Here is a 23,838-nt window from a genome sequence, read left to right as displayed (position 1 = left end):
TTTTCCACAGCCGGTCCGGCTGTCCACAGGCCCGCCCCGTAGCCGTTGCGTCGCCCGACAGCACCGGGCACGCTGCCGGCCATGAGGACGTATTGCCGCCCCGCCCCGACCCTGTCGGTGCTGCTGCTGGCAGCGACGCTGCTGACGGCTGTACCACCGGTCCGGTCAGCGGCGGCAGCGGTGCCGGCGGTGGAGGCGGTGCCGGCTGTGGAGGCGGTTCCGGCGGTGGAGGCGGTGGAGGCGGTGGAGGCGGTGCTGGTGGGGTCGGCCTGGCAGTGGCCGCTGGCCGGCGTACCCCGGGTGGCCCGGCGGTTCGACCCGCCACCGCTGCCGTGGCAGTCCGGCCACCGCGGAGTCGACCTTGAGGGCGGTGACGGCGTTCCGGTCCGCGCGGCCGGTGCCGGAGTGGTGCTCTTCGCCGGACAGGTCGCCGGCACGCCGCTGCTGAGCCTCGCCCACGCAGACGGGCTGCGGACCACCTACCAGCCGGTCGAACCGGCGGTGCAGACCGGTGACCGGCTCGCCGCCGGGGATCCGCTCGGCACCCTGCTCCCCGGCCACCCCGGCTGTCCCGCGCCGGCCTGCCTGCACTGGGGGCTGCGCCGGGGCGAGCAGTACCTCGACCCGCTCGCCCTGCTAGGCCTCGCCCGCGTGCGGCTGCTGCCGGTGCTCACCCGCCCGCCGCCCGCCGCCCGAATGCTCGCCGGACTCAGCGTGCCGCATCGGCGGCTCGGCGGACTCAGCGGGCGGCGGCGAGCAGACCGGGCAGGGCCTCGGCGAGCCGGTCGTACTCCTCGGCCCGGTTGTAGACCTGGGCGCTGAGCCGCAACCAGCCCCGACCGTTCCACGGCGCGAGGAAAACATCGGTGGCGAGCGTGTCGGCGACCCGCTGCCGCAGCGCGATCGCCTCTGGCAACGTGGTCGCGACACCGTCCGGCAGCGGAAGCAGCCGCATGGACATCGTCGGTCCGCCGGGGTCCGGCAGGTCGGCCGGTCCCAGACCGAGGGCCGCACCCACCACCCGCTGCCCGTACGCGGCCAGCCCGGCGTTGTACGCCCTGACCCGCTCCACACCGAGGCTGCGCAGGGCGAACACACCCACCGGGGCGGCCAACCAGGCGGAGTAGTCCAGCGTCGCCTGGTACTCGACGCTGAGCGGGAACCCGTTCTCCTGCTCCCAGGAGACGACCAGCGGTTCGATCCGTGCCCGCCACCGCGGGGCCACCACGAGTGCGGCGGTGCCGCGCGGCGCGTACGCCCACTTGTGCAGGTTGCCGACCCAGAAGTCGGCCCCGATCTTGTCCACTTCGACCGCCAGCATGCCGGGCACGTGCGCGGCGTCGACCAGCACCGGGATGCCGAGTTCACGGGCCACCGTGACGATCGCGGTGACCGGGAAGAGCCGGGCGGTGGGCGAAGTGATCTGGTCCACGATCAGCAGCTTGGTCCGCCCCGGCCGCAGACCGGACCGGACGATCTCGACGAGTTCCTCGTCCGTGGCGGCCAGCGGCACGGTCAGGGTTCTCGCCACCGCGCCCGTACGCCGGCACTCCCGCTCGACCGACCAGGCGACCGCGCCGTACCCGTGGTCGGTGCTGACCACCTCGTCGCCCGGCTCCAGACCCAGCGACTGCAACACGACCGCGACCCCGGTGGTGGCGTTGCCGACCAGTGCCGTGCCCTCCGGGTCGGCGCCGAGGAAGGTGGCCAGGTAGCGGCGGGCGTGGGCGATCCTGTCGGTCAGCCCACGGGTGTAGAACCGCTGCGGGTTCGATTCGGTCTCGTCGCGCAACCGCTGCTGGGCGCGTTGGACGACGATCGGCACGGTGCCGAAGGAGCCGTGATTGAGGTGGGTGACCGCGGGGTCGAGCGAGAAGAGCAGGCGAGCCCCGGGAATCGGTTCGGGCGGCGTTGACGCTGCGTCGCTCACGTGATCATCCTAATCCCCGCTCCCGGCCCGGTCGCCGTCCAATTGGCGAACCGTGGTCAGGCGCGGGGGTGGGCTTGGCGGTAGGCGGCGCGGAGGCGTTCGGCGGAGACGTGGGTGTAGATCTGGGTGCTGGACAGCGAGGCGTGTCCCAGCATTTCCTGTACGGCGCGCAGGTCGGCGCCGCCTTCGAGCAGGTGGGTGGCGGCGGAGTGACGCAGCCCGTGCGGGCTGGTACGCGGCAGCCCGGCAGCCGTCGCGTAGTTGCCGACCAGCCGACGGGCGATGGTCGGCAGCAGCCGCCCGCCCCGTTGCCCGAGCAGCAGGGCGTCCCCGCTCTCCGGCCCGGCCAGCGCCGGTCGCCCGAGCCGGAGCCAGTCGTCGAGCGCCTGCTGCGCCGGTACGCCGTACGGGACGGAACGTTCCTTGTTGCCCTTGCCGAGCACGCGTACGACCCGTCGGGCGTGGTCGACGTCGCCGAGGTCCAGCCCGCACAGCTCGCTGACGCGTACCCCGGTGCCGTAGAGCAGTTCGAGCACCGCCCGGTCCCGCAGCAGCAGCGGGGACGCCTCGTCACCGGGGGCCAGCACGAGCGTGGTCGCCTGGTCGGCGCGGAGCACGCTCGGCAGCTCCCGGTGCGCCTTGGGGCTGGCCAGCGCTGCACCGACATCGGTGGCGATCCGTCCGGTCCGGTGTGCCCAGCCACTGAACGTACGCGCCGACGCGGCTCGCCGAGCCAGTGTCGTACGGGCGGCGCCGAGCGTACGGACCTTCGCCAGCCAACTCCGCAGCGCGGCGAGGTCCAGGTCGGCGGGGCTGGCGCAGCCGAGCCGGACCGCGTGGTCGAGCAGCGAGACGATGTCCGCGACGTAGGCCCGCACGGTGTGCGTGGACCGGTTCTCCACCCGGGACAGGTGCCGGGCGAAGTCGTCCACCGCGTCGCGCATCGGCTGCGGCAGACGCTCGTGCATCCCTCGGGTACTGCGGGTCTCGCGGCTCATCACCCGTGACCGTCGGCCGTACGCCGACCGGAGTCAAGCCGGCTCGCCGCGAACATCCGGGGTCGCCGCGATCCTTCGGGGTCCAGCCGGGAGCCTCCGGGCTCGCCGCAGACCTACCGGTCGGGCGGGATGGTGGCGGGCCGGATTAGGGTTCCTCCGGTCCGGCCCGCCGGGAAAGCAGATCCGTCAGGCGGTCGGGTTCTGGGCCTGTTCCTTGGCGCCCTGGACCCGGCTGATCAGGTCGTGCACCGGCTTGGTGCCGCTGCCGACCATCACGCCGGTGACGATCGCGTCGACCCAGACCGGCAGCCCGTCCCACTCCGGACCGGCGACCGCGTGCAGCACGTAGAAACCGCCGGCGCTGGAGGCGACTGTGGCCAGCGCGGTCGCGATGCCCCAGGCGACGATGGTCCGGTTACCCCGAGCGCGCTCGACCTGCGCCTTCGCCTGTGCCACCGCGGCAAGGTCGGCGTGGGTCGGGTTGCTGGTCCGGTTGGCCAGCGCCACGATCGTCTGTTCGAGCGCGGCCTCGGTGCGCCGTCCCGGGAACCACCGGGAGAACGGCTCCAACACCCGCTCGACCGCGGCGGCGAAGACGAGCAACGTACCGAAGACGGCGGTGGTGTCCGGCGGCTGGATGATGGCGGCGGCCCCACCACTGGACCAGATCTGCCACGCGCCGTAACCACCGGCACCGATCGTGGCGAACGCCGCGAGCACGGCACCGAACCCGGCCTGCTGGGACGTGGCCGAGGCGGCCTCGGCGGCGGGCGCCTCACCGTTGCCACCGGCCGGCTGACCCGGGTCAGTGGCACCGGTGGCGGCCGATCCGTCGCCGCTGACCGGGGTGGACGTTGCGGTGTTGGCCTGGGCGGCGGCAACGCGTCCGACCGCTGTCACCACCAATTGTCCGGCGTTGTCCAGAACGGACGCGCGTCGTACCAGAGCCATGACAAACCCTCCGTTTGGGCGACTTTGCGCTGAGCCGTGCGGAAGGCTACGCCCCATCGATGTCGCGGATGTCACGGGGAGTGGGGGATGCCGTCGTCGCTATCGGTGTCACGTCCGTCCCGTCTGGACTGTCCGGCGGCGGCGGAGTAGCGGTCGGCGAGCGTACGCAGGTGGTCGCGGAGTTCGGGCGGGTCGAGCACCGTGAAGGCGACGTCGAGGTGGCCGAGGAATCCGGCGAGGTCGTGCAGCAGGTCGGATCCGGTTTCCAGCAGGCAGTTCCGCTCGTCGATCACGGTCAGCAGTCCGGCCTCCGGGGGCATCCGCTCGGCGATGACCTCGGCCGGCACGTGCAGGCGCACGCGGGCCCGGTATTTCCACGCCAGTGAGCGCAGGCCGCGCATGACGTGGTCGGCCGCCCCGCCTTCGGGAGGTTCCCGAGGGGTGAAGCGCGGCCCGTTCGGCAGGCGGGGGCTGATGCGGTCGGCGCGGAACGTACGCCAATCGTGCCGGTCGGTGTCCCAGGCGACGAGGTACCAGCGGCGTCCGGTGTAGACGAGCCGGTGGGGTTCGGCCCGGCGGGTGCTGGTCTGGCCGTCGCGATCGAGGTAGTCGAAGCGCAGCAGCTCCTGGTCGCGTACGGCACCGGCGATGACGGTGAGGGTGTCGACGTCCACCGTCGGCCCGCCGCCGACCGCGGATTCGGTGGCCGAGCGGAGCGCGTCGATCCGGTGGCGCAGCCGGGTGGGCAGAGTCTGTTCGAGTTTGGTCAGGGCCCGCAGCGAGGGGTCCTCGATGCCGGCAACCGTGCCACCCGCGGCGGCGCGCAGCCCGACGGCAACCGCGATGGCCTCGTCGTCGTCGAGTAGCAGCGGCGGCAGCGCGGTACCGGCGCCGAGGCGGTAGCCACCGGTGACGCCGGTCGACGAGTGGACCTGGTAGCCGAGTTGTCGTAGCCGCTCGACGTCGTTGCGGACGGTCCGGGTGGTGACGTCCAACCGGGTCGCCAGATCCGCGCCCGACCAGGTGCGCCGGGTCTGCAACAGGGTCAGCAGGCGCAGCAGCCGGACCGAGGTTTCCAACATTGCCGAAGTCTGCCAGGCATTGAGGAACGGGAGGTTCCGCAAACACCGGTAGCGTCCGGCGTAGCACCACGAAAACGCACTGACCAGCGAGAACGAACAACTTTGGAGGGTTCACCATGAGTGGCAACACGATCCTGCGCGGCATGGCCACCGTCACCTACTTCGCCGACGACCTGGAGGCGGCGACCCGCTGGTACGCCGAGCTGCTCGGCGTCGAGCCGTACTTCGAGTTCCCCGGTCCGGACGGCAAGCCCGGATACCGGGAGTTCCGGATCGGCGACTACCAGCACGAGCTTGGCCTGATCGACGGCCGCTACCGGCCCGGCGGCGCATCGACCGAGCCCGGTGGCGCTGTTCTGTTCTGGCACGTGGACGACGTGACGGCGGCCCTGGAAAAACTGATGTCGATGGGCGCCAAGGAGTACGAGCCCCGCGTCGACCGCCCCTCGGGTTTCATCACCGCGTCGGTGCTCGACCCGTTCGGCAACGTGCTCGGCGTCATGTACAACCCGCACTACCTGGAGATCCTGGCCGCCGCCAAGGCCTGACCAGCGCTCGTTGACATGCCCGACACGAGCAGTAGCATAGATGGAAATCAATCGATGGTGATCTGTCGCCACTCCTCCGGGTGTTCCTTCCGTCCGCACCGTTGACCGGTGCGGCCCCGCTCCGATCCGAGCAGGTACCCCGGTTTCGCCGTCCGACACCGCCGCATGCCGGAGCGCCGTGTCCCCGTCGATTCACCCACCATCGCTCGGAGGACCAGCATGCGCCTACATCGACCTCGATCCCGGCTGTGGTCAGCCGTGACCGTGGCAGTCGTGGTGACCGCCAGTGCACTGGCGGTCACCGTCGCCGCGCCCGCGGTGGCCGCCCCCGGCTGCGGCGTCACGTACACGGTCGGTTCGCAATGGCAGGGCGGCTTCACCGCGACGGTGACCGTCACCAACGTCGGCGACCCGGTCAGCTCCTGGACGTTGACCTGGAGCTACGCCGCCGGCCAGCGGGTCACCCAGGCCTGGAACGCCACCGTGGCGCAATCCGGCACCCAGGTCACCGCCCGCAACGTCAGCTACAACGGGAGCATCGCCACCGGTGCCAGCGTCTCGTTCGGCTTCAACGGGTCCTGGAGCGGCAGCAATCCCGCGCCGACCGGCTTCGCCGTGAACGGCACCACCTGCACCGGCTCGCCGGGTCCCAACCCCACCACCGGCCCGCCGACCCAGCCGCCGACCACACCGCCGACCTCGGGGCCGACCACACCGCCGACCTCGGCACCGCCCGGCAACCCGACCTGGGGCACCGCGCTCCCACCGGCCAGTGCGCCCACCAGCCGGGCGTACACCCTGATCGCCACCGCCAACGACAAGGGATACCAGCCTCGGTCCGGGGAGTGCTCGGTCGAACTCCACGCCCGCTACTGGACGTACGGACCCGACGGCAAGGTCTACCCGACCTGGCACCCGAGCCGGGATCCCAGCGGCTGCAACTTCGGCCACGAACACGGTGACGACCCGCGCAACTCGGACCTGTACAGCACCGCCCGGTGGCCCGCCTTCGGCTACACCAGCGAAGTGATGATGGACGCCATGCCGGAGCACAGCCACCGGCACGAGGACCACGTCGGGCACAAGGTGCTGTCGGTCAACAACGTCAACGTGATCCAGGGCGACAACGGCAGCAGCTTCCTACCGCCGCAGGGCCCCACGATCGCGACCTGCGACGTCCTGCTCAAGTTCCACCAGGGCACCCACTCCCCGGACGCGTTCACCAACAACGTCCACGAACTGCTCCTCAACCAACGCTGCTCGCAGTCGAACGGCCAGGTCACCGAGGCCAGGTACAGCGGATTGATCCCGCTCGGCCGGGCCGGAGGGTTCAGCCCCAGCGAATGTCCGGGCTTCGGCGGCCAGTTCATCAACGTAGGTCCGGCGGTGCCGGCGGACTCACCGTCGGAAACCCGGTCGCTGGGCCGGCTGATCACCGAGCCGGGCTGCGTGCAGGCGATCCGGGAGGGCCGTACGCACTACGACCCGCTCTACCCGAACCCGGTGCCGTTCACCGTGTCCGACATGGACGACTTCTGGTTCTCCGACGTCCAGGTGACCGGTTCCGGGCTGAACTTCCGCCTCGCCCCGCTGTTCTACGTGGTCAACCCGTCGCGCTACTACGACCCTGCCCTGCCGAACCGGCTGGGCCGGATCGTGGACCTGTGCTACACCAACCTCGCGGGCGGTGACTACTGCAACCAGGCCCGCCAGGTCACCCAGCAGACCGGGCAGCAGGTCGCCTGGGACGATCCGCGTTCGCCGTTCAAGGGCACCCTGCGGGAGTTCCGGCCGGGCACCTTCACCGTGCAGAACACCGGCCCGACCACGGTCTACACCGACGCGTACGGACGCAACGCCTCCAGCACGCCGTTCGTCGGCTCGATCCAGCAGTATTTCTCCGGCAACCAGTCAACCCAGCTTTACGTACGCGGTGCCACCAGGGACTACGCCGCCAACTCGGTGCACGCCCCGAACTGACGAACCGCACCGTTGCCGGGCCCGTGGCGGAACTCTCCGTCACGGGCCCGGTCCGGATCAGCGGGCGGTGGTCGGGCGCGAGGACGGGGCGGCGATCGCGTACCCGCCGTCGCGGCGGACGATCAGGTCGAGGTCTTCGAGCAGGGCGAGTTTGCGCAGCGTGTGGCGTACGTCCAGGCCGGCTCGGGCGGCCAGCTCGTCCGGACCGAGGGTGCCCCGGCGGGGGAGTGCCTCCAGGACCAGGGCCGATTCGTCGTCCAGCAGGTCGCGCGGCTGCCGGGGCGCGCGGGCGAGCGGCGCCAGGTCCGCACCGATCCGACCGACCTCTTCGAGTACGTGCGGAAGCCCGGTGACCAGCCGGCTGCGCGGATGCTCGCGGAGCAGTTCGTGCGCGCCCACCGACATCGCCGAGGTCACCGGGCCGGGGACGACCATCGCTGGGCGGTTGATGGCGAGCGCGCGGCGCAACGTCTGGGTGGCGCCACTGCGGGCGGCGGCCTCGACCAGCACCGTACCGGCGGTGGCGGCGGCGATCAGCCGGTTGCGGATCAGGAACCGGTGCCGCAGCGGCTCGGCACCCGGCATCCACTCGCTGATCAGCAGACCGCTCTCCACTATCCGGTCGAACAGCGAACTATTGCCCACCGGATACGGCCGATCCACCCCGCACGCGAGTACGGCCACCGTCAGCCCGCCCGCGTTCAGGGCGCCCCGATGCGCGGCGGCGTCGATGCCGTGCGCCCCACCGGAAACCACCGTCCAACCCCGGTCGGCCAGTCCGTAGCCAAGTTCGGTGGCGACGTAGCCACCGTACGGGCTCGCGGCTCGGGCACCCACCACGGCAACCGCCCGGTCAAGGGTCTCGGCCAGCGGCCACTGTCCGCGTACCCAGATCGCCAGCGGCGGGGCGGTTTCCTGGTCGATCTTGCGTTCGGCGCCGGGCAACGACAGCCGTTCCAGGTCACGTACCTGCGACGGCCAGTCGTCGTCCTCCGGTACGACGACGCGGGCGCCGAGCCGCTCGGTGTGCGCGATCGCGGCGGCGGCCACCTCGCGCGGGTCGCCCGCCGCCAGTCGAGCCGCCACCGCCGTACGCAACCGCCGATCAGGTACGTCACCGGCGAGCAGCCGGTCCAGCGCGTCGACCGGCCCGTACTCGTTCGTCAGCCGGTAGACCGACCAGGTGCCCGGTTCGGCGAGCCAGGTCAGCGCGACCCGGGCCAGCTTGATCTCCGCGAGTTCGTCCAGTGGGTCCGGGGTCGGGCGGATCGGCTCCGCCGACGTGGCCCGGTGCGGGTTGCTCATGATGCCTCCCTGGTACGCAAGTGGGTTGCCTCGTCGACGTCATCGGCGTCCGGCCGGTCCCGGCCGTCGAGGTCGGAAATGGTCCACGCCATCCGGACGATCCGGTCGAAGCCACGGGCGGAAAGAGTTCCCTGGTCCAGGCGCCGACGCAGCCCGTACGTGGTCGCCGCCGGCAGCCGCCAGCGGGCCTGCCGCAGGTACGGACCAGGTACGTCCGCGTTGACCTTCCAGCCGAGCTTCGCCCACCGGGCGGTCGCCACCGCCCGCGCCGCCGCGACCCGAACCGCCACCTCGGCGGACGACTCGTTCGACTCGCCGGTGTCCATCAGTTCGGCCGCCCGCAGCGGGCTCAGCTCCACCTGTACGTCGATCCGGTCCAGCAGTGGGCCGGAGATCCGGGACAGGTACCGGCGACGGGCCAGCGGGGTGCACTCGCAGTGAGTATCGCCGGCCGGCTTCGCGCACGGGCAGGGATTCGATGCGAGTACGAGCTGCACCCTGGCCGGATACTCGGTGCCACCGTTGGCCCGGTTGATCAGTACCCGACCGTGTTCCAACGGTTGCCGCAGCGCGTCAAGCGCCCGCGACTGGAACTCCGCCGCCTCGTCCAGGAACAGAATGCCCCGGTGGGCCAGCGACACGGCTCCGGGACGGGCCAGCCCCGAGCCGCCCCCGACGATCGCGGGCACCGTCGCGGTGTGGTGCGGGGCCTGGAACGGCGGTCGGCGTACGAGTTCTCCGCCCGGCGGCAGGATGCCGGCGATGGAGTGCAGCGCGGTCACCTCCAGGGCGGTGTCATCGTCCAGTTCGGGCAGGATCGACGGGAGTCGTTCGGCGAGCATCGTCTTGCCGGCACCGGGCGGCCCGAGCAGCAACAGGTGGTGTCCACCCGCTGCGGCGACCTCGATCGCCCGCCGACCGAGCCCCTGACCGGCGACTTCGGACAGGTCCGGCCCCTGCACGGGTGGCGCCGCCTGCCGAGGCGGCGGTTCGAGCAGCGCGCTCCCGTCCCGGACGTACGCGACGAGGCGGTGTAGGTTGTCCACCGCGCGTACCCGTACGCCCGGCACGACCGCAGCCTCGGCGGCGTTCCCGACCGGTACGACCACCCGACTGATCCCCGCTCGGGCAGCCGCCGCGACCATCGGCAGTACGCCCCGAATCGGCCGGACGGTCCCGTCCAGCCCCAACTCACCGAGGATGACCACGTCCTCCAGCGGCGCCAGCGGCAGTTCACCGGAGCCGCCGAGCAGGGCCGCCGCGATGGCGAGGTCGAAGCCGGAGCCGTGTTTGGGCAGGGTGGCGGGAAGCAGGTTGACGGTGATCCTGCGGTTGGGCCAGTGCTGCCCGGAGTTGACGATCGCGGCACGTACGCGGTCGCGGGCTTCGTTGAGCGCGGTGTCGGGCAGGCCGGACAGGACCACGGCGGGCAGTCCGGGAGCGAGATCGGCCTCGACCTCGACCAGATGCCCGGTCACCCCAACCAGACCGACACAGAGCACCTTCGCGTAACTCACCGCGACGACCCAAACTCATCAGTGTCGGGCGGGCGTTGGCGGCATTTCGGCGGTCCGGCTGCTGGTGTCGCGCAGGGCGTTGCTGCCAGGTGTACGGATCTCGCTCGTCGTAGGGATGTCATGGCTGAAAGATGACCGATGCCCGCAGGGCAGCGCTGGCGGCTCGGCACCGCTGTGGACAACGTAGGGGCCCTGTGGACAGCCGGACGATCAAGCCTTCGATGTGCTATCGGGTCTTATTCCGGACGGAGGGTAAGTAATGATGACATTGCGATCTTATGGTACGGGCGTAATTAGATCGTGCAGGGTGCGGAAGCGCGGGTGGGCGTTCTGGTGGAGTGCCGACGCTATCGAAGGGTCGACCCGTGTGGCAGTCAGGGGCGGCGACGGGGGCGCCGGGCTCGTGACTGGATCACCAGAGGTGGGCGTCCCTCGCCTGCGCCATGTGTCAGGTATGACGCGTGAGTAGGACATGCATGTCGCATACATGCGACTTCCGTGTCAGAATCGAGCTAGCTTCCGCTCAGATAATGAACAAACCTGCTGGTGTTGCGCTTGCGGAACACCTGGGATCGGAGAGTCCCCCCGCCCCATGGTTGCAGCCCCGAGGCGAGGGAATCTCCCGCTGGTGGCCCCGTCTAACCCTTGGGTTAGGTGGGGCCACTCCAGCTTCCGGACAAGAACGCGTCCATCAGCCGGACGGTTTCCGTGAGGATTCTGATGATCAGGACCCCCAGGTCACCTGCCTTCCGGTAGCGACCGGTCGGCGGATCTTGCTCCGGGCCGGCTGGCCCGGTCGGTTGCGACACCTCGCACCACCTCCTTCCCAACCGTGGGCGAGAAGAAATCTCGACCACGATGGAGAAGTAGGTTGCGCTACCTGTCGATGCACCTAGGACAGATTAGTGGTGCCCCTCTCCGGATCCAGCCTCACCATCAACCGGCCGAGGCGCAGGTGGTGCGTTCAGCACGTCTGCGCACGCTCATGCATGATCAACCGTGGCGAGTTACATACATCAATCCGCTTTAGTCCTAAGTGGCAGATAGCGAATAAAGGTTGAACCTATCCTCCGACGTCGTTGGTGATGCGGAGGCAACCGCAGGTCAACCTCATCGCGTGGACCCAGTTGAGGCGCCATCGTGCCTAGGTGCGAAGGCCGCACCGGAGCAAATCAGCTTGTAGAGATAACCCTCCAGGTATGCCGGGTGCCGGACGAAGCTCCGCTCCATCCCTCGTGTCCCTTCACGAAGGGCGCCACCGCGGGTCGGCGGGCGGTCGCCAGTCCCAAAGTCTCGGCTGCCGTCCCGTTCCGGCCAGTGGTACCCGAATACCCCTGGCCCTCCATATCTCGGGTCGTGGCCGGCGCCTTCGATCGTTCTGACCGTGTACCGTCCGAACTGGCGACTCCCGGGGGCAGAGGCCCGGCGGTTCCGCTGTCCAGTCCTCTACCCGGGGAGTACCGATGCCGCCCGCGCCCATCGTCGACCCGCGATTCCCAGCACGCCTGCTTGAGCTGCGTATCGCTCGCGGTCTGTCCCTGCGTGACCTGGCCAAGCGTGTCTACTTCAGCAAGAGCTACCTGCACGATCTGGAGATCGGCCGAGGTCGGCCGACACCCGAGACTGCCCGACGCCTGGACGACGCGCTTGAAGCCGGCGGGGTGCTCGCCGCGCTGGTTGCCGACGCGCCAGCGGTGACCACGCCGGATGACCAAAAGCGAATCGAGTACGTGATCGACCGGCCATCGCGGTTGGACGCCGCCACCGTCCACCTGCTCGCCGACACATTGGCTGCACAGCGACGCCTTGATGATGCGATGCCCGCGCCGATGATGCTGCCATGGGCCGTGCCGCAGTGGCGCACCGTCCTGGATTTCACCGTGCAGGCTCGCGGTCCCCACGCGTCCGAGATGCATGCTGTCGCTGCCGAGTGGACGCAGTTCGTCGGCTGGCTGCACGCCGAGGCTCGCAACGACGCCGAGGCAACGCGAGTGTTGGTCGAGGCGGCCGACCAGGCCGACGAGATCGACAACGGGCCGCTTGCCGCCCAGGCGGAGAACTTCCGTGGCTATCTGGAACGCCAGCGTGGGAATTCTCGCGGCATCGTGCGGCACTTCCTCGCCGCGTACAACACGCCGGGGGCGACCGCGTTGCAGCGGGTTGGCGACGCGGTGCAGGCCGCGCACGGGTACGCCCTGCTGGGGGATAGGGCTGCGGCTGGACGCCTGCTTGGCGCGGCGAGCGACCTCACCGAGACTGCGTCTGCGGAAGAGCCTCTGGGCGCCGCGTACTGGTTGACGCCGACGTTCTCCCGGATGGGCATCGGGCTGGCGTACCTGGCGCTCGGCAACACGGCCGCCGCAGTGGACAACCTGCGCGCAGGGCTGGACAGCCTGCCGGACGATCAGCGCGACGCCGAGTGGACGACGGAATACCGGCAGGCGTTGGCTAACGCGGGAAGCTGAACGATCATCTGTCCGCAAGCTCAACCGGACAGGTAGCGGACAGGTAACTCCTGGTGACCGTCGTCGTGTGCCGTAACGATGGGAGTGAGCGCGGCCGGTAGCGGTTCCCATTCCTGGATCGTCTTCCGCTATCGGTCGTGCTCCCCGATCGTGTCCGGCCTGACCCCGTGCAGGCTCGGCACCCGGAGGTGCGCTGCCCTGGACGGGTCGTCGCGCCCCTCCGGCCACCTGATGGAGGAATGCGATGCGATGGCTCGAACCCACTGATCCGGAGCCGGCCCCACCGGTACGGCCCGGCCCGGCGACCGAGTACCCCGCGCGGTGCGGTGCGTACCGGCCGGCGGACGCTCCGCCGGTGTCGGAGCCGCCGGTGGCCCGGTCCACGGGGGCCTTGGTCCGGATCCTTTGGAACACCCGGCGCCCCCGGTGGGTGTGGCGGCGGCGATGAACGAACTCCAGCAGTGGTTCTCCAGATTCTCTCGGTCCCTATGGCCTTCACTGCACGGGATCGCCCGCGTGATCGTTGCCCGCCACGAGGCTGGGGAGGAGTGCGGGCTGTGCCCGTGCTACGCGCCCGGCAGGTGCAGCCGGCTCCGGTGGGCGCGGCAGCTCGTGACCGATCCGGAGATGCTGGCCGCCGTGAAACAGGAGGCGGTGACATGACGGTGGACATTGGCCCGGTGCCTCGGGGCACGCTCCTGCGCCTCGGACCCGGCGAGTGGTACGCCAGCGCCGGCCCGGCCACAGCGGAAACCGAGATCCGGGTGGTGGCCGTCGACCCGACCGACCCACGTACCCGTGACAACGAGCAGGAAGTCTGGGTGTCCGCCCACTGGTCGACCTGCACGGATCCGGATCGGCCGGGGCACCTGCCCTGTTTCGGCAACTACGTACGCGTCGCCGCGATCATGCGGGAGGTGGCGCCATGAGCCGGATGGACGAGCCACTGACCGCAGCGGCGATCAGGATGGGAGCAGACCTGACGTTGCGGCAGCACCAGCCCGGCCGGCATCCCTGGCAGCCGGGGACGTGCCGTCAGTGCACCCCCGACGGCTGCCCGCAACTCGCCTGGGCGATCAAAGTCCGGAATCCGGACGCACCCGCACCGGTTGTCGCGGCGACGGATCGCGCCTCGTGACCATTTCCTACGTCAAGGTCACGGTGAACCTGGTCCGGCCCGCCGACGAGGCGCTGACCCGGCTCGCGGCCGAGCAGGGCACCAATCGCACGGTGGCGATGAACCGGGCGCTCCGGGTGGCGGCGGTCCTGCACGACCTGGCCCCGGACGGGCACCTCACGGTTACCCGGCCCGACGGGACCACCGCTGACGTGTACCTGGTGTGAGGCTCCGGGTCGGCGGCAACCGACCCGGACAGGAATACGGGGAGGCCCCGCCCAGGCGGGACCTCCCCGATCCTGCTCGTCGGGTCAGACCCGCTCGGGGGCGTCGAACTGGGCGCTGTACATCTCGACTAGCATGGCGCGGCCCTTGATGCCGGAGATCGCCTCGGCACCGGCGATGCCCTCGATCCAGGGGAGCTGTCCGGCGCCGCCTTCCGGGCCGAGCGGGACCGCGATCATGACCCCGGCCGGCTCGTACGTCGTGATCTCGCCCTCACCGGTGATCAGCGTGCGCAGGTTCGCGGCGACCAGCTCGGCCTGCCGGGTCGCCATGCCCGCCATGTTGGCGTCGGCGTCGGAGATGTCGCCGATGGCGAACACCCGTTCCTGGCCGGTGACCCGGAGCTGGCCGTCGACCCGGACGTACCCCTGCTCGTTGCGGGCTTCGGCGAGCGCGCCGTGCAGGTAGTCGGTTTGCAGGCCGACGCCGAAGCACCGGTACCAGATGTCGGCGGTCAGTTCCTCACCGTCGACCGTGGTGGCCGACACCGGTCCGGCGGTGGCCGGGGCGATGCCGGGCAGTGCGTTCAGCCGGCTGCCGAGCTTGAGTTCGACCCCGAGTTTGTCGAGCTGGGCGCGCAGTTCGTCGCGGAGGGCCTGGTCGAACCGGCCGGGCAGGATGTCCGGGCCGGAGTCGACCAGGGTCACCTGCTTCTCCGGGAAGGACGACTTGATCTCCCCGGCGAGTTCCAGGCCGGACGGCCCGGCGCCGACCAGCAGCACCCGCTGGGCGCCGCGCAACTCCTGGTGCGCGTCGCGGAACTTGGCCTGTGCGGTCGTGCTCTCCGTCTCGTCGCTCTTGGCGGGGAACGGGTAGGACGAGCCGGTGGCCAGGATCAGGTAGTCCGGCTCCAGGCGCTCGCCGGAGGCGAGCGTGACCTGCCGGCCTTCGACCGCGGCTGCCCGGTCGCGCACGAACCGTCCGTGGTGCAGGAGCCGGCTGTACGGGAGGAAGATCCGCTCCACCCACTCCGGCTCGACCAGAGCGCGCCAGGACGCCACGTTATGCAGGAAGGCGTCGGAGGGGTCGACGAGGGTCACGTCGGCGACGTCGTCGAGTGCCTTGGCGACCTTGAATCCGGCGTACCCGCCGCCGAGGACGGCCACGCTCGGACGCGGGCGGGATGTCTCAGTCATTTGCTCGTCGCTCCAGGTTTGATAGTCACTTCTAATACCGGGTGAACCGTCGGCAAGACTAGCCGCTTCGAAAAGCATAGCGCCAGCGGATCTGCTAGCTTTGGTGGCATGACCGGCGCCGTCAACCACGCAGGCGACTGCGACCGCGCAGACGCGGCCCTGGCACGCGCGTTCGGTGTGTTGGGCAAGCGGTGGAGTGCCCTGGTGCTCGGCAGCCTGCGCAACGGGCCGGCTGGGTTCCGCGAGTTGTCCCGAGCGGTCGAGGGTGTCAGCGATTCGGTGCTTTCCGACCGGCTGTCCGAGTTGACCGAGGTCGGCCTCGTCGCCCGTACGGTGGAGCCCGGACCGCCGGTGGCGGTGTCGTACCAGCTCACCCCGGGTGGGCAGGCGCTCGTTCCGGTCCTTACCGAGATCTCCCGCTGGGCCACGAACCACCTGCCCGCCGACAAGAGCTGATCTTTCGGCGCACCTCGCCGGCAAAGCGGTCGACAACAGTCCAGCCGACCTGGTTGGGTGCGCAACCATGACAGTTCAGCCCGCCACGGTGCCGGTGCGGCCCGCCACCCCGGAAGACCTGGTGCACCTGCCGGTGATCCAGGTCGCCGCCGGTGATCTCTTCCGGCACATCGGCATGGCCGACATCGCGGACAACCAGCCACTCGCCCCCGACGTGTTCGCCGCGTACCAGCGGGCGGGGCGGGCGTGGGTGGGCTGCGACGACCACGGTGCCGTGATCGCCTTCGTGGTGGTGGACCTGGTCGACGGCTGTGCCCACGTCGAGCAGGTGAGCGTCCATCCGGACCACACCCGCCGGGGCATCGGCCGGGTGCTGTTGGACCACGTCGCGGACTGGGCAGCCGGTCGGGGGCTCGCGGCGTGCACGCTGACCACGTTCCGGACGGTGCCGTGGAACGCGCCCTACTACGCCCGCTGCGGCTACCGGGAGCTGACCGACGGGGAGATCACGCCGGGCCTGGCCGAGGTGCTGGAGGCGGAACGCGCCTTCGGCCTCGACCTCACCACCCGGGTCTGCATGCGCCGCGAGCTGCCCAACCAGACCTGAGCTGCCAAAATAGGCCTCAGAGCGGGCGGACGTACTCCATCCGGTTGGCGAAGTTGTCGTAACCGGCGCGCTGGAAGCCCCTGAACATCGCGACGTTGCGTACGTCGCAGTCGCCCCGGATCTCGGTCGCGCCGTTCTCGGCCAGGATCGCCGTGCCCCGCGCCACCACCGAGGAGCTGTAGCCCCGGCCCCGGTGCGCGGGAGCCACCCCGACGAATCCGATCACCGGGAACGCGGGGTTGTGCGCGGGCAGGCTGACCACCGCCGGACTGCCGTCGGCGGCGTACCCGATTTCCCACCACTGCGGCTCGTGCCGGAGTTCGGCCGTCTCCTCGAACAGCAGCTCGGCGGCCCGGCGCAGGCCGTGCCGGCGTACGTCCTCGGTCAGCCTGGCGTCGGCGGTGTCGCCGAGCAGGGTTTCCAGCAGGTCGACGAAGGGTTCCCGACCCAGCTCGGCCAGCGACCGGAACCGCAGCCGCCCGTCCTGCGCGGGCAGCTCCCCGCCCGCCACCCAGCGGAAACGTCGCCCGTCGCGGGCCACCGTGAAGCCGGCCCGGCGCAGCAGCTCACCGCGCTGCTCGGGGTGGCGCTGGAACTGCGGTGCCTGAGCGGGGGAGTCGACCACATGCCCCAGTTCGGTGGCGCCGAGCGTCCTGGCCAGGGTCGCCGCCTCCGCGAGCAGGGCCAGCCCGACGGCCGGGTCGGTCTCGTCGTCCCAGGGCGCTTCCAGAAGCACGACATCACCGGGCACCTCGTGGCCCGGCATCCCCCACAGCACCACGCTGCCGACCAGGTGACCGTCCTCCTCCGCCACCAGGCACCACTCCGGTCGGGTGCAGCGCTTCGCGAGCAGGTCGGTCAGGTAGGCGGCGGTGCCGGCGGAACGCTCGGCGTCGTCCGGGTACCGCACGAGCGCGGGGATCTCGTCGGCATGGGCAACACGGATCGTGGTCAAGAAAAGGCCCTTCGGGTACGGCAGCGTGCCGATCATCGCATGGTCGGGGGCAGCCGATGCCGGCCAAGTGTTTTCACTCCGGGCGCGGGCTACGCTCGCTGGGTTGACGGCGGAGATCCGGTAGCCGTCGGGAGGCTGGAGGACGTACGTGAGCACCACGGAGGCCGATCCGGAGTTCACCACCTGCGAGTCCGGACCCGAGGGACTCCAGATCCTGGAACCCCGGCTGGTCCCGCTCGGCGGGCTGCGGGCGCTGAACGTACGCCGGACTTTGCCGCAGCGGGCCAGGTCGCTGATTGGCGCGTGGTGTTTCGTCGACCACTACGGCCCGGACGACGTCACCGAATCCGGGGGGATGTCGGTCAACGGGCACCCGCACACCGGACTGCAGACCGTGAGCTGGCTCTTCGACGGGGAGATCGAACACAAGGACACGGTCGGTTCGGTCCGTACGGTCCGGCCGGGCGAGGTGAACCTGATGACCGCCGGCCGGGGCATCGCCCACTCCGAGTTCTCCACCCCGGACACCACCGTCCTGCGCGGGGCGCAGCTCTGGATCGCCCTGCCCGACCACGAGCGCCACGGCGAGCCACGGTTCGAGCACTACACCCCCGAGCCGATCGACCTCGCCGGGGCCAAGCTGAGCGTTTTCATCGGATCCCTGATGGGCTCGACCTCCCCGGTCCGTACGGCCACCCGCCTGGTCGGGGCGGAGATCCGGATCGAGGCCGGCGCGACGGTGACGATCGAGGTCGACCCGACCTTCGAGCACGGCATCCTGGTCGACGACGGCCGGATCACCGTCGCCGGTGCCGGCGTCGGTCAGTCCGAACTGCTCTTCGTCCAGGCGGGACCGGCCACCCTCACCGTAACCGCCGAGCAGGGACCGGCCAGGATCCTGCTGCTCGGCGGTGAGCCGCTCAACGAGCGGATCATCATGTGGTGGAACTTCATCGGGCGTACGCACGAGGAGGTCGTCGAGTACCGCAACCGCTGGCAGGCACAGGCCTTCGGCGAAGGCGACACCGGCACCGGTGAACTGCCCTACGGAACGTTCCCCTCCGACTGGGAGCAGCTCATTCCCGCGCCGCCGCTGCCGGGCGGCCGGCTGAAGCTCCGCCCCTGAGCCCCGTACCTCTGAGAAGGAGTCGAGACACGCCATGACGAACACCGCCCCCGAACCGACCGTCGAGCTGGACGAGCCCGGACACCGGTACACCATCACCGTCGACGGCACGGTTGCCGGTTTCGCCAAGTTCTTCGACAACGACGGCCAACGGGTCTTCTTCCACACCGAGATCGGCAAGGAGTACGGCGGCCAAGGGCTGGGCAGCCTGCTCGTCACCGGAGCACTCGACCACGTACGCACCGCCGGGCTGCGGATCGTGCCGATCTGCCCGTTCGTGAAGTCGTACCTCGGTCGCCACCACCAGTACGACGACCTGGTCGACCCGGTCACCCCGAACCTGCTCGCCCGGCTCGGTGCGTAGGTGACACCGGGCCGCCGGCTCTACCTCGACAAGCAGTCACCCGCGATCTTCAAGTCGCTCAACGCGACCGCGATCCAGGTACGCGCCCAGGCCACCGAACTCGGCCTGGGCCGTCGCCTGCTCGAACTGGTCAACATCCGGGTCTCGCAGCTCAACGGGTGCGGCTACTGCCTGCAACTGCACACCGCGCGGGCGCTGGCCGAGGGCGAGACCACGCACCGGCTCTCCGTACTGTCCGTGTGGCGGGAGACGGAGCTGTTCGACGCGAAGGAACGGGCCGCGCTGATGCTCGCCGAGGGGGCGACCCTGGTGGCGGGGGAGCGGATCGGCGACACCGACTACGCCTGGATCGAGTCCGTGCTGACCGCCGACGAGATCTCCGTACTGAGCTGGGCGGCGATCACGATCAACGCGTTCAACCGGGTGTCGATCCTCAGCCGGCACCGCGTACCCGTGCAGAGCCCGGCGGTGACCGCGGACGCCGGCTAGGCGTCAGTCGCGGACCGCGCGCAGCACCAGCTCCCGCAGCAGGTCGACCACCTCGGCCGGGGTGAAGTCCATCGCGTTTTCGTGCACGCTGACCTCGAAGCTCGACCTGGTCGGATCCGGCGCGGACCGGATCCGACCGAAGAGTTGGACGCCGTGTTCGGCCAGCATCGCGGCGGCGGCGCGTTCGACTGCCGCGGGACCGGCCGGCAGGTGTACGTGGAACATCGGTGTCTGCGGCGGGTCCGGCCAGGCCAGGGCCAAGCCGTCGGCGTTGATCGCCGCCGCGATCGCGATCGCGTGCTCGCGGTAGGCCGGCATCCGGGGCAGCAGCGTGTCGAGCCCGGCGAGCGCGGCCAGCGCGAGCGGCCAGGCGTCGTGGATCGCACCACCGAGCCGGGTACGCCACACCGCCGCCTCCGCGATCGTCGCCGCGTCACCGGCCAGGATCGCGCCGCGTACGCCCTGGAGCGCCTTGTAGAGCGACACGTACACGGTGTCGAAGAGGTCGGCGATCTCGTCGAACGGTCGGCGGTAGTAGGTCTGCGCCTCCCAGAGCCGGGCCCCGTCCAGGTGCGTCGCCGCCCCACCCGCGCGTGCCGTCTCGACCTGCGCCAATAGGTCGTCCCACTCGGGCAGCAGGCCGCCGATGTCGCGCTGCGGCAACTCCCACAGCACCGCCGCCAGCGGCTCACCGATGGTCTCGATGTCCGCGCCGGTCATCAACCGGTGCCGGTCACCGGCCGGGTGGAAACGCAGCCCGTGCACGACCTGGTAGCCCTGCGCCTCCCAGGCCTCCAGGTGCGTCTGCGGGTGCGCGGCGAACGCGGGTACGTTGCGGCGCTGGGCGTGGATCCGGAGCGCGACCTGCTGCGTCATCGTCCCGGTGGGGAAGAACAGCGCCGCTTCCTTGCCCAGCAGGGTGGCCACCCGCCGTTCGAGTTGTGCCACCGGCCCGTCCGGCCCGGACGGCGGGGTGTCGGCGTCCACCCGTTCCAGCAGGTCACGGAGCACCGCCTGCGGGTTCAGCCGGATCGGCGCGTGCGCGAACAGGGATCGCCGGATCGGCGGGCGGGTATCGGGCGCGGACATGATCCAGAGCATGCCCTTGCTGCCACCCGTTTGCAATAAGGGTTGTCCTTCGTCACCGGGCGTGCGTCGGGGTCGGCGAGCCGGGTCGCGTCGCCCGCAGTGCGGCCAGCAGCCAGGTGAACGCGGGCACCGCCGGTGGTGCCGGGGTAACCCCGTTGACCAGGCTCAACAACTCCCAGTACCGCTCCACGGCGGGATCGGCCACCGTCTCCAGCCAGGTCAGCAGGGCGGCTCGCTCCGGCTCCGGCAGGTCGGTGGGGACGATCCGGGCGAGTACCGCCACGCCTTCGGCCGACCCCGGCGCGATTCCCTCCGCCACCGCCCGCCCCGCGTGCTCGATCACCGCCGGGCGGATGGTGAGACCGAAGTCCAGCCGGTTGTCGTCCCGGCCGGACAACACCATTCGCCGTACGGACCGACGGAAGTCCTCGTCCGCGACCAGGTCCGCCAACTCCACCCAGGCGTCCACCTGCTCGGCGGTCGGGTCGTCGGGCAACTCCGTCGGCAACTCCCGCATCCATCCCGCGACCACCAGACCGTCGGAGTCGTCGACCCCGGCGAAGATCTCGTCGACGAAGTCGTCGATGACCTGCTGGCGCTCCCGTACCGAGAGTCGGGCCAGTTTGTGGATCAATGCCAGCTCCTCGGTTGTACTGCCACGGTTGGCGACGGTGGACAGCACGGCTCGGCGCAGCCGCAGCGTACGGATCTCCGCGTCGAGGGCCCTGACGTGCAGCCGCGCCACCTCGGACAGGGCGTCCTGCCGGGCGAGCACCCGGCGTACGGCTTCCAGGCCCAGACCGAGTTCACGCAGCGTACGGACCAGGTCCAGCCGGGCCACCGCGCTCGCGTCGTACCGGCGGTAACCACCGACCGACCGGTCCACCGGCGGCACCACCCCGACGTCGGACCAGTAGCGGATCGTCCGCACCGCCAGCCCGGTACGCCGCGCCAACTGCCCGATCGTGTACCGCTGCGGGTCGGTGCCGTCGTCCATGGGAGCAGCCTGCACCCTCCACTCACCGGAGACTCAAACTTCGGTTCCGTGGGGGCGGCCGTCCATCGTGGCCCGAACTATGGTTGCTGTTCCGGAACGGGGGAGGAAAACGATGGCTGGAAGTGTGACCGTACGAAGGGCCGGCGCGGACGAGGCGGCGGCGATCGCGACCGTCCTCGGCGAGGCGAGCCTGGACGAGGCCGTGGTCGGTTGGGTGGTACCGGACGAGCGGATACGCCGCGACCGGCTCGGCTCCGGCGCGGAGCAGACCGTCGGGTGGGTGCACGGGGTGCTCGCCACCGGCGAGATCCTGGTCGCCCAGGACGACTCCGGCGGGATCGCAGGGCTGTCCCTCTGGGAGTACACCGACGGTGACGCGGTTGCACCCGGCCCCTCCCCGGAGGAGCTGACCGCCGTCTTCGCCCAGGCATACGGCGAGTACGCGCCCCGGATGGCCCTCGTGCACGAGCTGACCCAGCGCCGTCACCCGCGCGACGAGCCGCACTGGTATCTCCAGTTGATGGTGGTCCTACCGGAGCACCGGGGTCGCGGGCTCGGCGGCGCGATGCTGGCACACCAACTCGCCCGAGCCGATGCCGACCGGGTCGCGGCCTACCTGGAGGCGAGCACACCCCGCAATCGCAAGCTGTACGAGCGGCACGGGTTCCGGGCGCTCGGTGCCCCGATCGTGCTGCCGGACGGCGGCCCCGGCATCCAACCCATGTGGCGACCGGCGGTCACCCCGACCTGAGCCCGGCCAGCCGGGTGTCGCCCACCTGGCAGACGAGTCGCCCACCTGGCAGACGATCAGGCCGGTGTCGGTCGCCTGCCAGAACCCGGTCAGGCCAGGACGTCCGCCTGCCAGACCCAGTTGCGCCGGTCGTAGTTGATCTGGAAGCCGAGCCTGCGCATGTTCTCCAGCGACGCGTTATGGTCACCTTCGGCCGGCCGGCCGGTCTGCGCGGTCAGCCACCGGCAGCCGGCCTCGGCGGCGCCCCGGGCGCGGGCCGCCAGCAGTGCCGACTGGGCGCCCCGACCCCGGTGGGTGGGCAGCGTCGAGGCGCCGGAGATCCCGCCGGCCTCGCCGTGGACGAACAGGTTGGCGGCCGCGACCATCTCGTCGCCGTCCCAGGCCGCGTACGCGCGGAAGTCGGGGTGGGCGACGGTGGCGGCCATCATCTCCGCCAGACCCTCCTCGGGCATGCCGAAGCCGCGCATCAGCACCGAGGCCCACTGCGCCGCCTGGCTGGTGTCGACCTCGGTGATCCGCAACGTCGTCTCGACCGTCGGGAAGTCGGTCACCTCCCGGGTCAGCTGCACCCAGTACGAGCCCGGCGTGATGCCCTGCGCGGCGCAGATCTCGTCCCAGTCGTCCGGCAGCCGGGACGGTGCGATCTGGATGGTCGCCTGCTGGCGGCCCTGTTCCCGGTAGAAGTCGCAGACCTCGGCGATCGTCTTGGCGGTGACCGGCTCGCCGAAGCCGAAGCCGAGCGCCTTGTTCCAGTAGCCGCCGGCCGGGTCGTGTCGCATCGACAACGCGACGCCGCCGCCGATCCGGGTCTGTGCCATCCCGAGGGCGGACCGGACGTCCTCCGGTGCGCCGGACTCGAACTGGAACATCACCTCGGCCTCGGCCAGCTCGGCGAGCGCGGACAGTCGATCATTAACCGACACGGGGAATCCTCCGGGCGTCAAATAGTGGTCGGGCACGCTGAGCAGCGCCTACGCCCGTACGGCAGCCACAACTATGGGCAGGTGGCGGTGGCCGCACCAAGCTGACCCGGCGACCGACTGCTGTGATCTGGACCTCGGTGTGACGGTCGCTACCCGGTTCGGCGTACGGGGTGAGCGCATCTTCGACTCCCGCTGCGCTGGGCCCGCTGAGCCGCAGCCGGGCGACCGCACGTGGCGTGGCGGGGCGTCGCGGCGGCAGAATGATGCCGTGACGAGCGTTCCCGCCCAGCCCGCGGCACCACCCACCGAGGCATCCACCGCCACCGGTGAGGCGTCCACCGAGCCGCTGACCGCCACCGGTGAGGCGTCCACCGAGCCGCTGACCGTGACCGGTGAGGCGTCCACCGAGCCGCTGACCGTGACCGGTGAGGCGTCCACCGGGGTCCCCACGGTGGAGGTCACCACCGGGGTTCCCACGGTGGCGATCTCGACCGAGGGTCCCACCGTGGCGGTCACCACCCGGCCCGGGCCGACGAAGGTTCGGATCGAGACCCCTGGCGCGACCATCGACATCGAGGCACATGAACCGCTCGGTGAGGTGGTGGACACCGCCCTGCGGCTGTTCCACGAGGCCGGTGGCTGGCCTCGGGAGCAGGTCCGGTCCGCCGGCTTCGCCCAGACCGAGCGCCGGGACTTCCCGCCACCGCAGTCCAGTTCGATGCCGTACGCCCCCGGCGCGTACCCGGTGCAGTCACCCTGAACGGCTC

General features: G+C 70.7%; 24 protein-coding genes and 1 pseudogene. 14 read left to right on the top strand and 11 right to left on the bottom strand.

The features are described from left to right. Positions 1-270: 270 nt before the first annotated feature. Positions 271-822: pseudogene (locus AB0J90_RS23810) on the top strand (M23 family metallopeptidase); the annotation flags it as partial. Here AB0J90_RS23810 and AB0J90_RS23805 read toward each other — a convergent pair. The 4 genes from AB0J90_RS23805 to AB0J90_RS23790 form a co-directional block, all read right to left on the bottom strand. Beyond that, positions 740-1,930, bottom strand: coding sequence for an aminotransferase class V-fold PLP-dependent enzyme (locus tag AB0J90_RS23805; RefSeq protein WP_363599200.1), 1,191 nt, complete (start codon positions 1,928-1,930; stop codon positions 740-742). The pseudogene AB0J90_RS23810 and the gene AB0J90_RS23805 overlap by 83 nt on opposite strands. A 56-nt stretch (positions 1,931-1,986) precedes the next feature. Beyond that, positions 1,987-2,928 (bottom strand): tyrosine recombinase XerC, encoded by a 942-nt coding sequence (locus AB0J90_RS23800; protein WP_363599198.1) that lies wholly within the window; start codon positions 2,926-2,928, stop codon positions 1,987-1,989. 186 nt (positions 2,929-3,114) lie between these two features. Continuing rightward, the gene (locus tag AB0J90_RS23795; RefSeq protein ID WP_363599196.1) at positions 3,115-3,879 is read right to left on the bottom strand and encodes a hypothetical protein; all 765 of its coding nucleotides are present in this window, start codon (positions 3,877-3,879) and stop codon (positions 3,115-3,117) included. 71 nt (positions 3,880-3,950) lie between these two features. Then, complete coding sequence (locus AB0J90_RS23790; protein ID WP_363599194.1) at positions 3,951-4,961, bottom strand: WYL domain-containing protein; 1,011 nt, start codon at positions 4,959-4,961, stop codon at positions 3,951-3,953. Between the two features lie 116 nt (positions 4,962-5,077). Between AB0J90_RS23790 and AB0J90_RS23785 the strand changes: the two genes are divergently transcribed. Together AB0J90_RS23785 and AB0J90_RS23780 are read left to right on the top strand one after the other, a co-directional pair. Beyond that, positions 5,078-5,509 carry a VOC family protein gene (locus AB0J90_RS23785; RefSeq protein ID WP_363599192.1) on the top strand — a complete coding sequence of 144 codons (432 nt, stop codon included), beginning with the start codon at positions 5,078-5,080 and terminating at the stop codon, positions 5,507-5,509. Positions 5,510-5,728: 219 nt separating this feature from the next. Next, positions 5,729-7,489, top strand: a complete 1,761-nt coding sequence (locus AB0J90_RS23780) for a cellulose-binding domain-containing protein (RefSeq protein ID WP_363599190.1) — start codon at positions 5,729-5,731, stop codon at positions 7,487-7,489. 57 nt (positions 7,490-7,546) lie between these two features. Here AB0J90_RS23780 and dprA read toward each other — a convergent pair whose 3' ends face one another. Together dprA and AB0J90_RS23770 are read right to left on the bottom strand one after the other, a co-directional pair. Further along, entirely contained in the window at positions 7,547-8,794 is a 1,248-nt protein-coding gene (gene dprA / locus AB0J90_RS23775; RefSeq protein WP_363599188.1) for a DNA-processing protein DprA, read from the bottom strand. After that, positions 8,791-10,311: a YifB family Mg chelatase-like AAA ATPase gene (locus AB0J90_RS23770; protein WP_363599186.1), complete on the bottom strand. Its 1,521-nt coding sequence runs from the start codon at positions 10,309-10,311 to the stop codon at positions 8,791-8,793. Before AB0J90_RS23770 ends, dprA begins: the two co-directional genes overlap by 4 nt. Before the next feature lie 1,463 nt (positions 10,312-11,774). Between AB0J90_RS23770 and AB0J90_RS23765 the strand changes: the two genes are divergently transcribed. The 4 genes from AB0J90_RS23765 to AB0J90_RS23750 all read left to right on the top strand — a co-directional run bounded on the left by AB0J90_RS23765 (position 11,775) and on the right by AB0J90_RS23750 (position 14,120). Beyond that, positions 11,775-12,776 (top strand): helix-turn-helix transcriptional regulator, encoded by a 1,002-nt coding sequence (locus AB0J90_RS23765; protein ID WP_363599184.1) that lies wholly within the window; start codon positions 11,775-11,777, stop codon positions 12,774-12,776. 659 nt (positions 12,777-13,435) lie between these two features. Further along, the gene (locus tag AB0J90_RS23760; RefSeq protein WP_363599182.1) at positions 13,436-13,705 is read left to right on the top strand and encodes a hypothetical protein; all 270 of its coding nucleotides are present in this window, start codon (positions 13,436-13,438) and stop codon (positions 13,703-13,705) included. Continuing rightward, on the top strand, positions 13,702-13,914 hold the full coding sequence (locus tag AB0J90_RS23755; RefSeq protein WP_363599180.1) for a hypothetical protein: 213 nt from the start codon (positions 13,702-13,704) through the stop codon (positions 13,912-13,914). The genes AB0J90_RS23760 and AB0J90_RS23755 overlap by 4 nt, the downstream gene beginning before the upstream one ends. Beyond that, positions 13,911-14,120 carry a hypothetical protein gene (locus AB0J90_RS23750; RefSeq protein WP_363599178.1) on the top strand — a complete coding sequence of 70 codons (210 nt, stop codon included), beginning with the start codon at positions 13,911-13,913 and terminating at the stop codon, positions 14,118-14,120. The genes AB0J90_RS23755 and AB0J90_RS23750 overlap by 4 nt, the downstream gene beginning before the upstream one ends. An 84-nt stretch (positions 14,121-14,204) precedes the next feature. Here AB0J90_RS23750 and AB0J90_RS23745 read toward each other — a convergent pair whose 3' ends face one another. Beyond that, positions 14,205-15,314 carry an FAD-dependent oxidoreductase gene (locus AB0J90_RS23745; RefSeq protein WP_363599176.1) on the bottom strand — a complete coding sequence of 370 codons (1,110 nt, stop codon included), beginning with the start codon at positions 15,312-15,314 and terminating at the stop codon, positions 14,205-14,207. 108 nt (positions 15,315-15,422) lie between these two features. Between AB0J90_RS23745 and AB0J90_RS23740 the strand changes: the two genes are divergently transcribed. Both AB0J90_RS23740 and AB0J90_RS23735 read left to right on the top strand, forming a co-directional pair. Continuing rightward, the gene (locus tag AB0J90_RS23740; RefSeq protein ID WP_363599174.1) at positions 15,423-15,770 is read left to right on the top strand and encodes a helix-turn-helix domain-containing protein; all 348 of its coding nucleotides are present in this window, start codon (positions 15,423-15,425) and stop codon (positions 15,768-15,770) included. Positions 15,771-15,837: 67 nt separating this feature from the next. Beyond that, positions 15,838-16,377: a GNAT family N-acetyltransferase gene (locus tag AB0J90_RS23735; protein WP_363599172.1), complete on the top strand. Its 540-nt coding sequence runs from the start codon at positions 15,838-15,840 to the stop codon at positions 16,375-16,377. Between the two features lie 16 nt (positions 16,378-16,393). Here AB0J90_RS23735 and AB0J90_RS23730 read toward each other — a convergent pair whose 3' ends face one another. After that, positions 16,394-17,332 (bottom strand): mycothiol acetyltransferase, encoded by a 939-nt coding sequence (locus AB0J90_RS23730; RefSeq protein WP_363599170.1) that lies wholly within the window; start codon positions 17,330-17,332, stop codon positions 16,394-16,396. Positions 17,333-17,480: 148 nt separating this feature from the next. Here AB0J90_RS23730 and AB0J90_RS23725 point away from each other — a divergent pair, with 148 nt between their 5' ends. Genes AB0J90_RS23725 through AB0J90_RS23715 form a run of 3 tightly spaced genes read left to right on the top strand, consistent with a single transcriptional unit; the run spans position 17,481 to position 19,311 of the window. Beyond that, a complete protein-coding gene (locus tag AB0J90_RS23725; RefSeq protein ID WP_363599168.1) occupies positions 17,481-18,458 on the top strand; it encodes a pirin family protein in 978 nt (325 codons plus the stop codon). Positions 18,459-18,492: 34 nt separating this feature from the next. After that, complete coding sequence (locus AB0J90_RS23720) at positions 18,493-18,822, top strand: GNAT family N-acetyltransferase (RefSeq protein WP_363599166.1); 330 nt, start codon at positions 18,493-18,495, stop codon at positions 18,820-18,822. Then, a complete protein-coding gene (locus AB0J90_RS23715; RefSeq protein ID WP_363599164.1) occupies positions 18,823-19,311 on the top strand; it encodes a carboxymuconolactone decarboxylase family protein in 489 nt (162 codons plus the stop codon). A 3-nt stretch (positions 19,312-19,314) separates the two neighbouring features. On the opposite strand, the gene AB0J90_RS23710 is transcribed toward AB0J90_RS23715, so the two are convergent. Together AB0J90_RS23710 and AB0J90_RS23705 are read right to left on the bottom strand one after the other, a co-directional pair. Beyond that, a complete protein-coding gene (locus AB0J90_RS23710) occupies positions 19,315-20,400 on the bottom strand; it encodes a beta-eliminating lyase-related protein (protein WP_363599162.1) in 1,086 nt (361 codons plus the stop codon). Between the two features lie 52 nt (positions 20,401-20,452). Beyond that, entirely contained in the window at positions 20,453-21,397 is a 945-nt protein-coding gene (locus AB0J90_RS23705; RefSeq protein ID WP_363599160.1) for a MerR family transcriptional regulator, read from the bottom strand. 112 nt (positions 21,398-21,509) lie between these two features. Here AB0J90_RS23705 and AB0J90_RS23700 point away from each other — a divergent pair, with 112 nt between their 5' ends. Then, positions 21,510-22,148: a GNAT family N-acetyltransferase gene (locus tag AB0J90_RS23700; RefSeq protein ID WP_363599158.1), complete on the top strand. Its 639-nt coding sequence runs from the start codon at positions 21,510-21,512 to the stop codon at positions 22,146-22,148. A gap of 89 nt (positions 22,149-22,237) precedes the next feature. Here the strand turns inward: AB0J90_RS23700 and AB0J90_RS23695 are convergent, their stop codons facing one another. Beyond that, a complete protein-coding gene (locus tag AB0J90_RS23695; protein ID WP_363599156.1) occupies positions 22,238-23,071 on the bottom strand; it encodes a GNAT family N-acetyltransferase in 834 nt (277 codons plus the stop codon). A 268-nt stretch (positions 23,072-23,339) separates the two neighbouring features. Between AB0J90_RS23695 and AB0J90_RS23690 the strand changes: the two genes are divergently transcribed. Continuing rightward, the gene (locus AB0J90_RS23690) at positions 23,340-23,831 is read left to right on the top strand and encodes a hypothetical protein (protein ID WP_363599154.1); all 492 of its coding nucleotides are present in this window, start codon (positions 23,340-23,342) and stop codon (positions 23,829-23,831) included. The last annotated feature ends 7 nt before the right edge of the window (positions 23,832-23,838 follow it).

Origin of the sequence: Micromonospora sp. NPDC049523 (assembly GCF_040676775.1) — a bacterium.
Lineage (GTDB): Bacteria > Actinomycetota > Actinomycetes > Mycobacteriales > Micromonosporaceae > Micromonospora_G.
Note: the sequence above shows the minus strand (reverse complement) of the source record. Positions and strands in the feature narration are given on the sequence as shown.

Excerpts from the sequence above, each read along its gene's own strand:
- AB0J90_RS23700 (WP_363599158.1), top strand. The coding sequence starts at position 21,510 with ATGGCTGGAAGTGTGACCGTACGAAGGGCCGGCGCGGACGAGGCGGCG.
- AB0J90_RS23800 (WP_363599198.1), bottom strand. The coding sequence starts at position 2,928 with ATGAGCCGCGAGACCCGCAGTACCCGAGGGATGCACGAGCGTCTGCCG.
- AB0J90_RS23765 (WP_363599184.1), top strand. The coding sequence starts at position 11,775 with ATGCCGCCCGCGCCCATCGTCGACCCGCGATTCCCAGCACGCCTGCTT.
- AB0J90_RS23785 (WP_363599192.1), top strand. The coding sequence starts at position 5,078 with ATGAGTGGCAACACGATCCTGCGCGGCATGGCCACCGTCACCTACTTC.
- AB0J90_RS23705 (WP_363599160.1), bottom strand. The coding sequence starts at position 21,397 with ATGGACGACGGCACCGACCCGCAGCGGTACACGATCGGGCAGTTGGCG.
- AB0J90_RS23735 (WP_363599172.1), top strand. The coding sequence starts at position 15,838 with ATGACAGTTCAGCCCGCCACGGTGCCGGTGCGGCCCGCCACCCCGGAA.
- AB0J90_RS23740 (WP_363599174.1), top strand. The coding sequence starts at position 15,423 with ATGACCGGCGCCGTCAACCACGCAGGCGACTGCGACCGCGCAGACGCG.
- AB0J90_RS23720 (WP_363599166.1), top strand. The coding sequence starts at position 18,493 with ATGACGAACACCGCCCCCGAACCGACCGTCGAGCTGGACGAGCCCGGA.
- AB0J90_RS23745 (WP_363599176.1), bottom strand. The coding sequence starts at position 15,314 with ATGACTGAGACATCCCGCCCGCGTCCGAGCGTGGCCGTCCTCGGCGGC.
- AB0J90_RS23780 (WP_363599190.1), top strand. The coding sequence starts at position 5,729 with ATGCGCCTACATCGACCTCGATCCCGGCTGTGGTCAGCCGTGACCGTG.
- AB0J90_RS23790 (WP_363599194.1), bottom strand. The coding sequence starts at position 4,961 with ATGTTGGAAACCTCGGTCCGGCTGCTGCGCCTGCTGACCCTGTTGCAG.
- dprA (WP_363599188.1), bottom strand. The coding sequence starts at position 8,794 with ATGAGCAACCCGCACCGGGCCACGTCGGCGGAGCCGATCCGCCCGACC.
- AB0J90_RS23755 (WP_363599180.1), top strand. The coding sequence starts at position 13,702 with ATGAGCCGGATGGACGAGCCACTGACCGCAGCGGCGATCAGGATGGGA.
- AB0J90_RS23710 (WP_363599162.1), bottom strand. The coding sequence starts at position 20,400 with ATGTCCGCGCCCGATACCCGCCCGCCGATCCGGCGATCCCTGTTCGCG.
- AB0J90_RS23760 (WP_363599182.1), top strand. The coding sequence starts at position 13,436 with ATGACGGTGGACATTGGCCCGGTGCCTCGGGGCACGCTCCTGCGCCTC.
- AB0J90_RS23795 (WP_363599196.1), bottom strand. The coding sequence starts at position 3,879 with ATGGCTCTGGTACGACGCGCGTCCGTTCTGGACAACGCCGGACAATTG.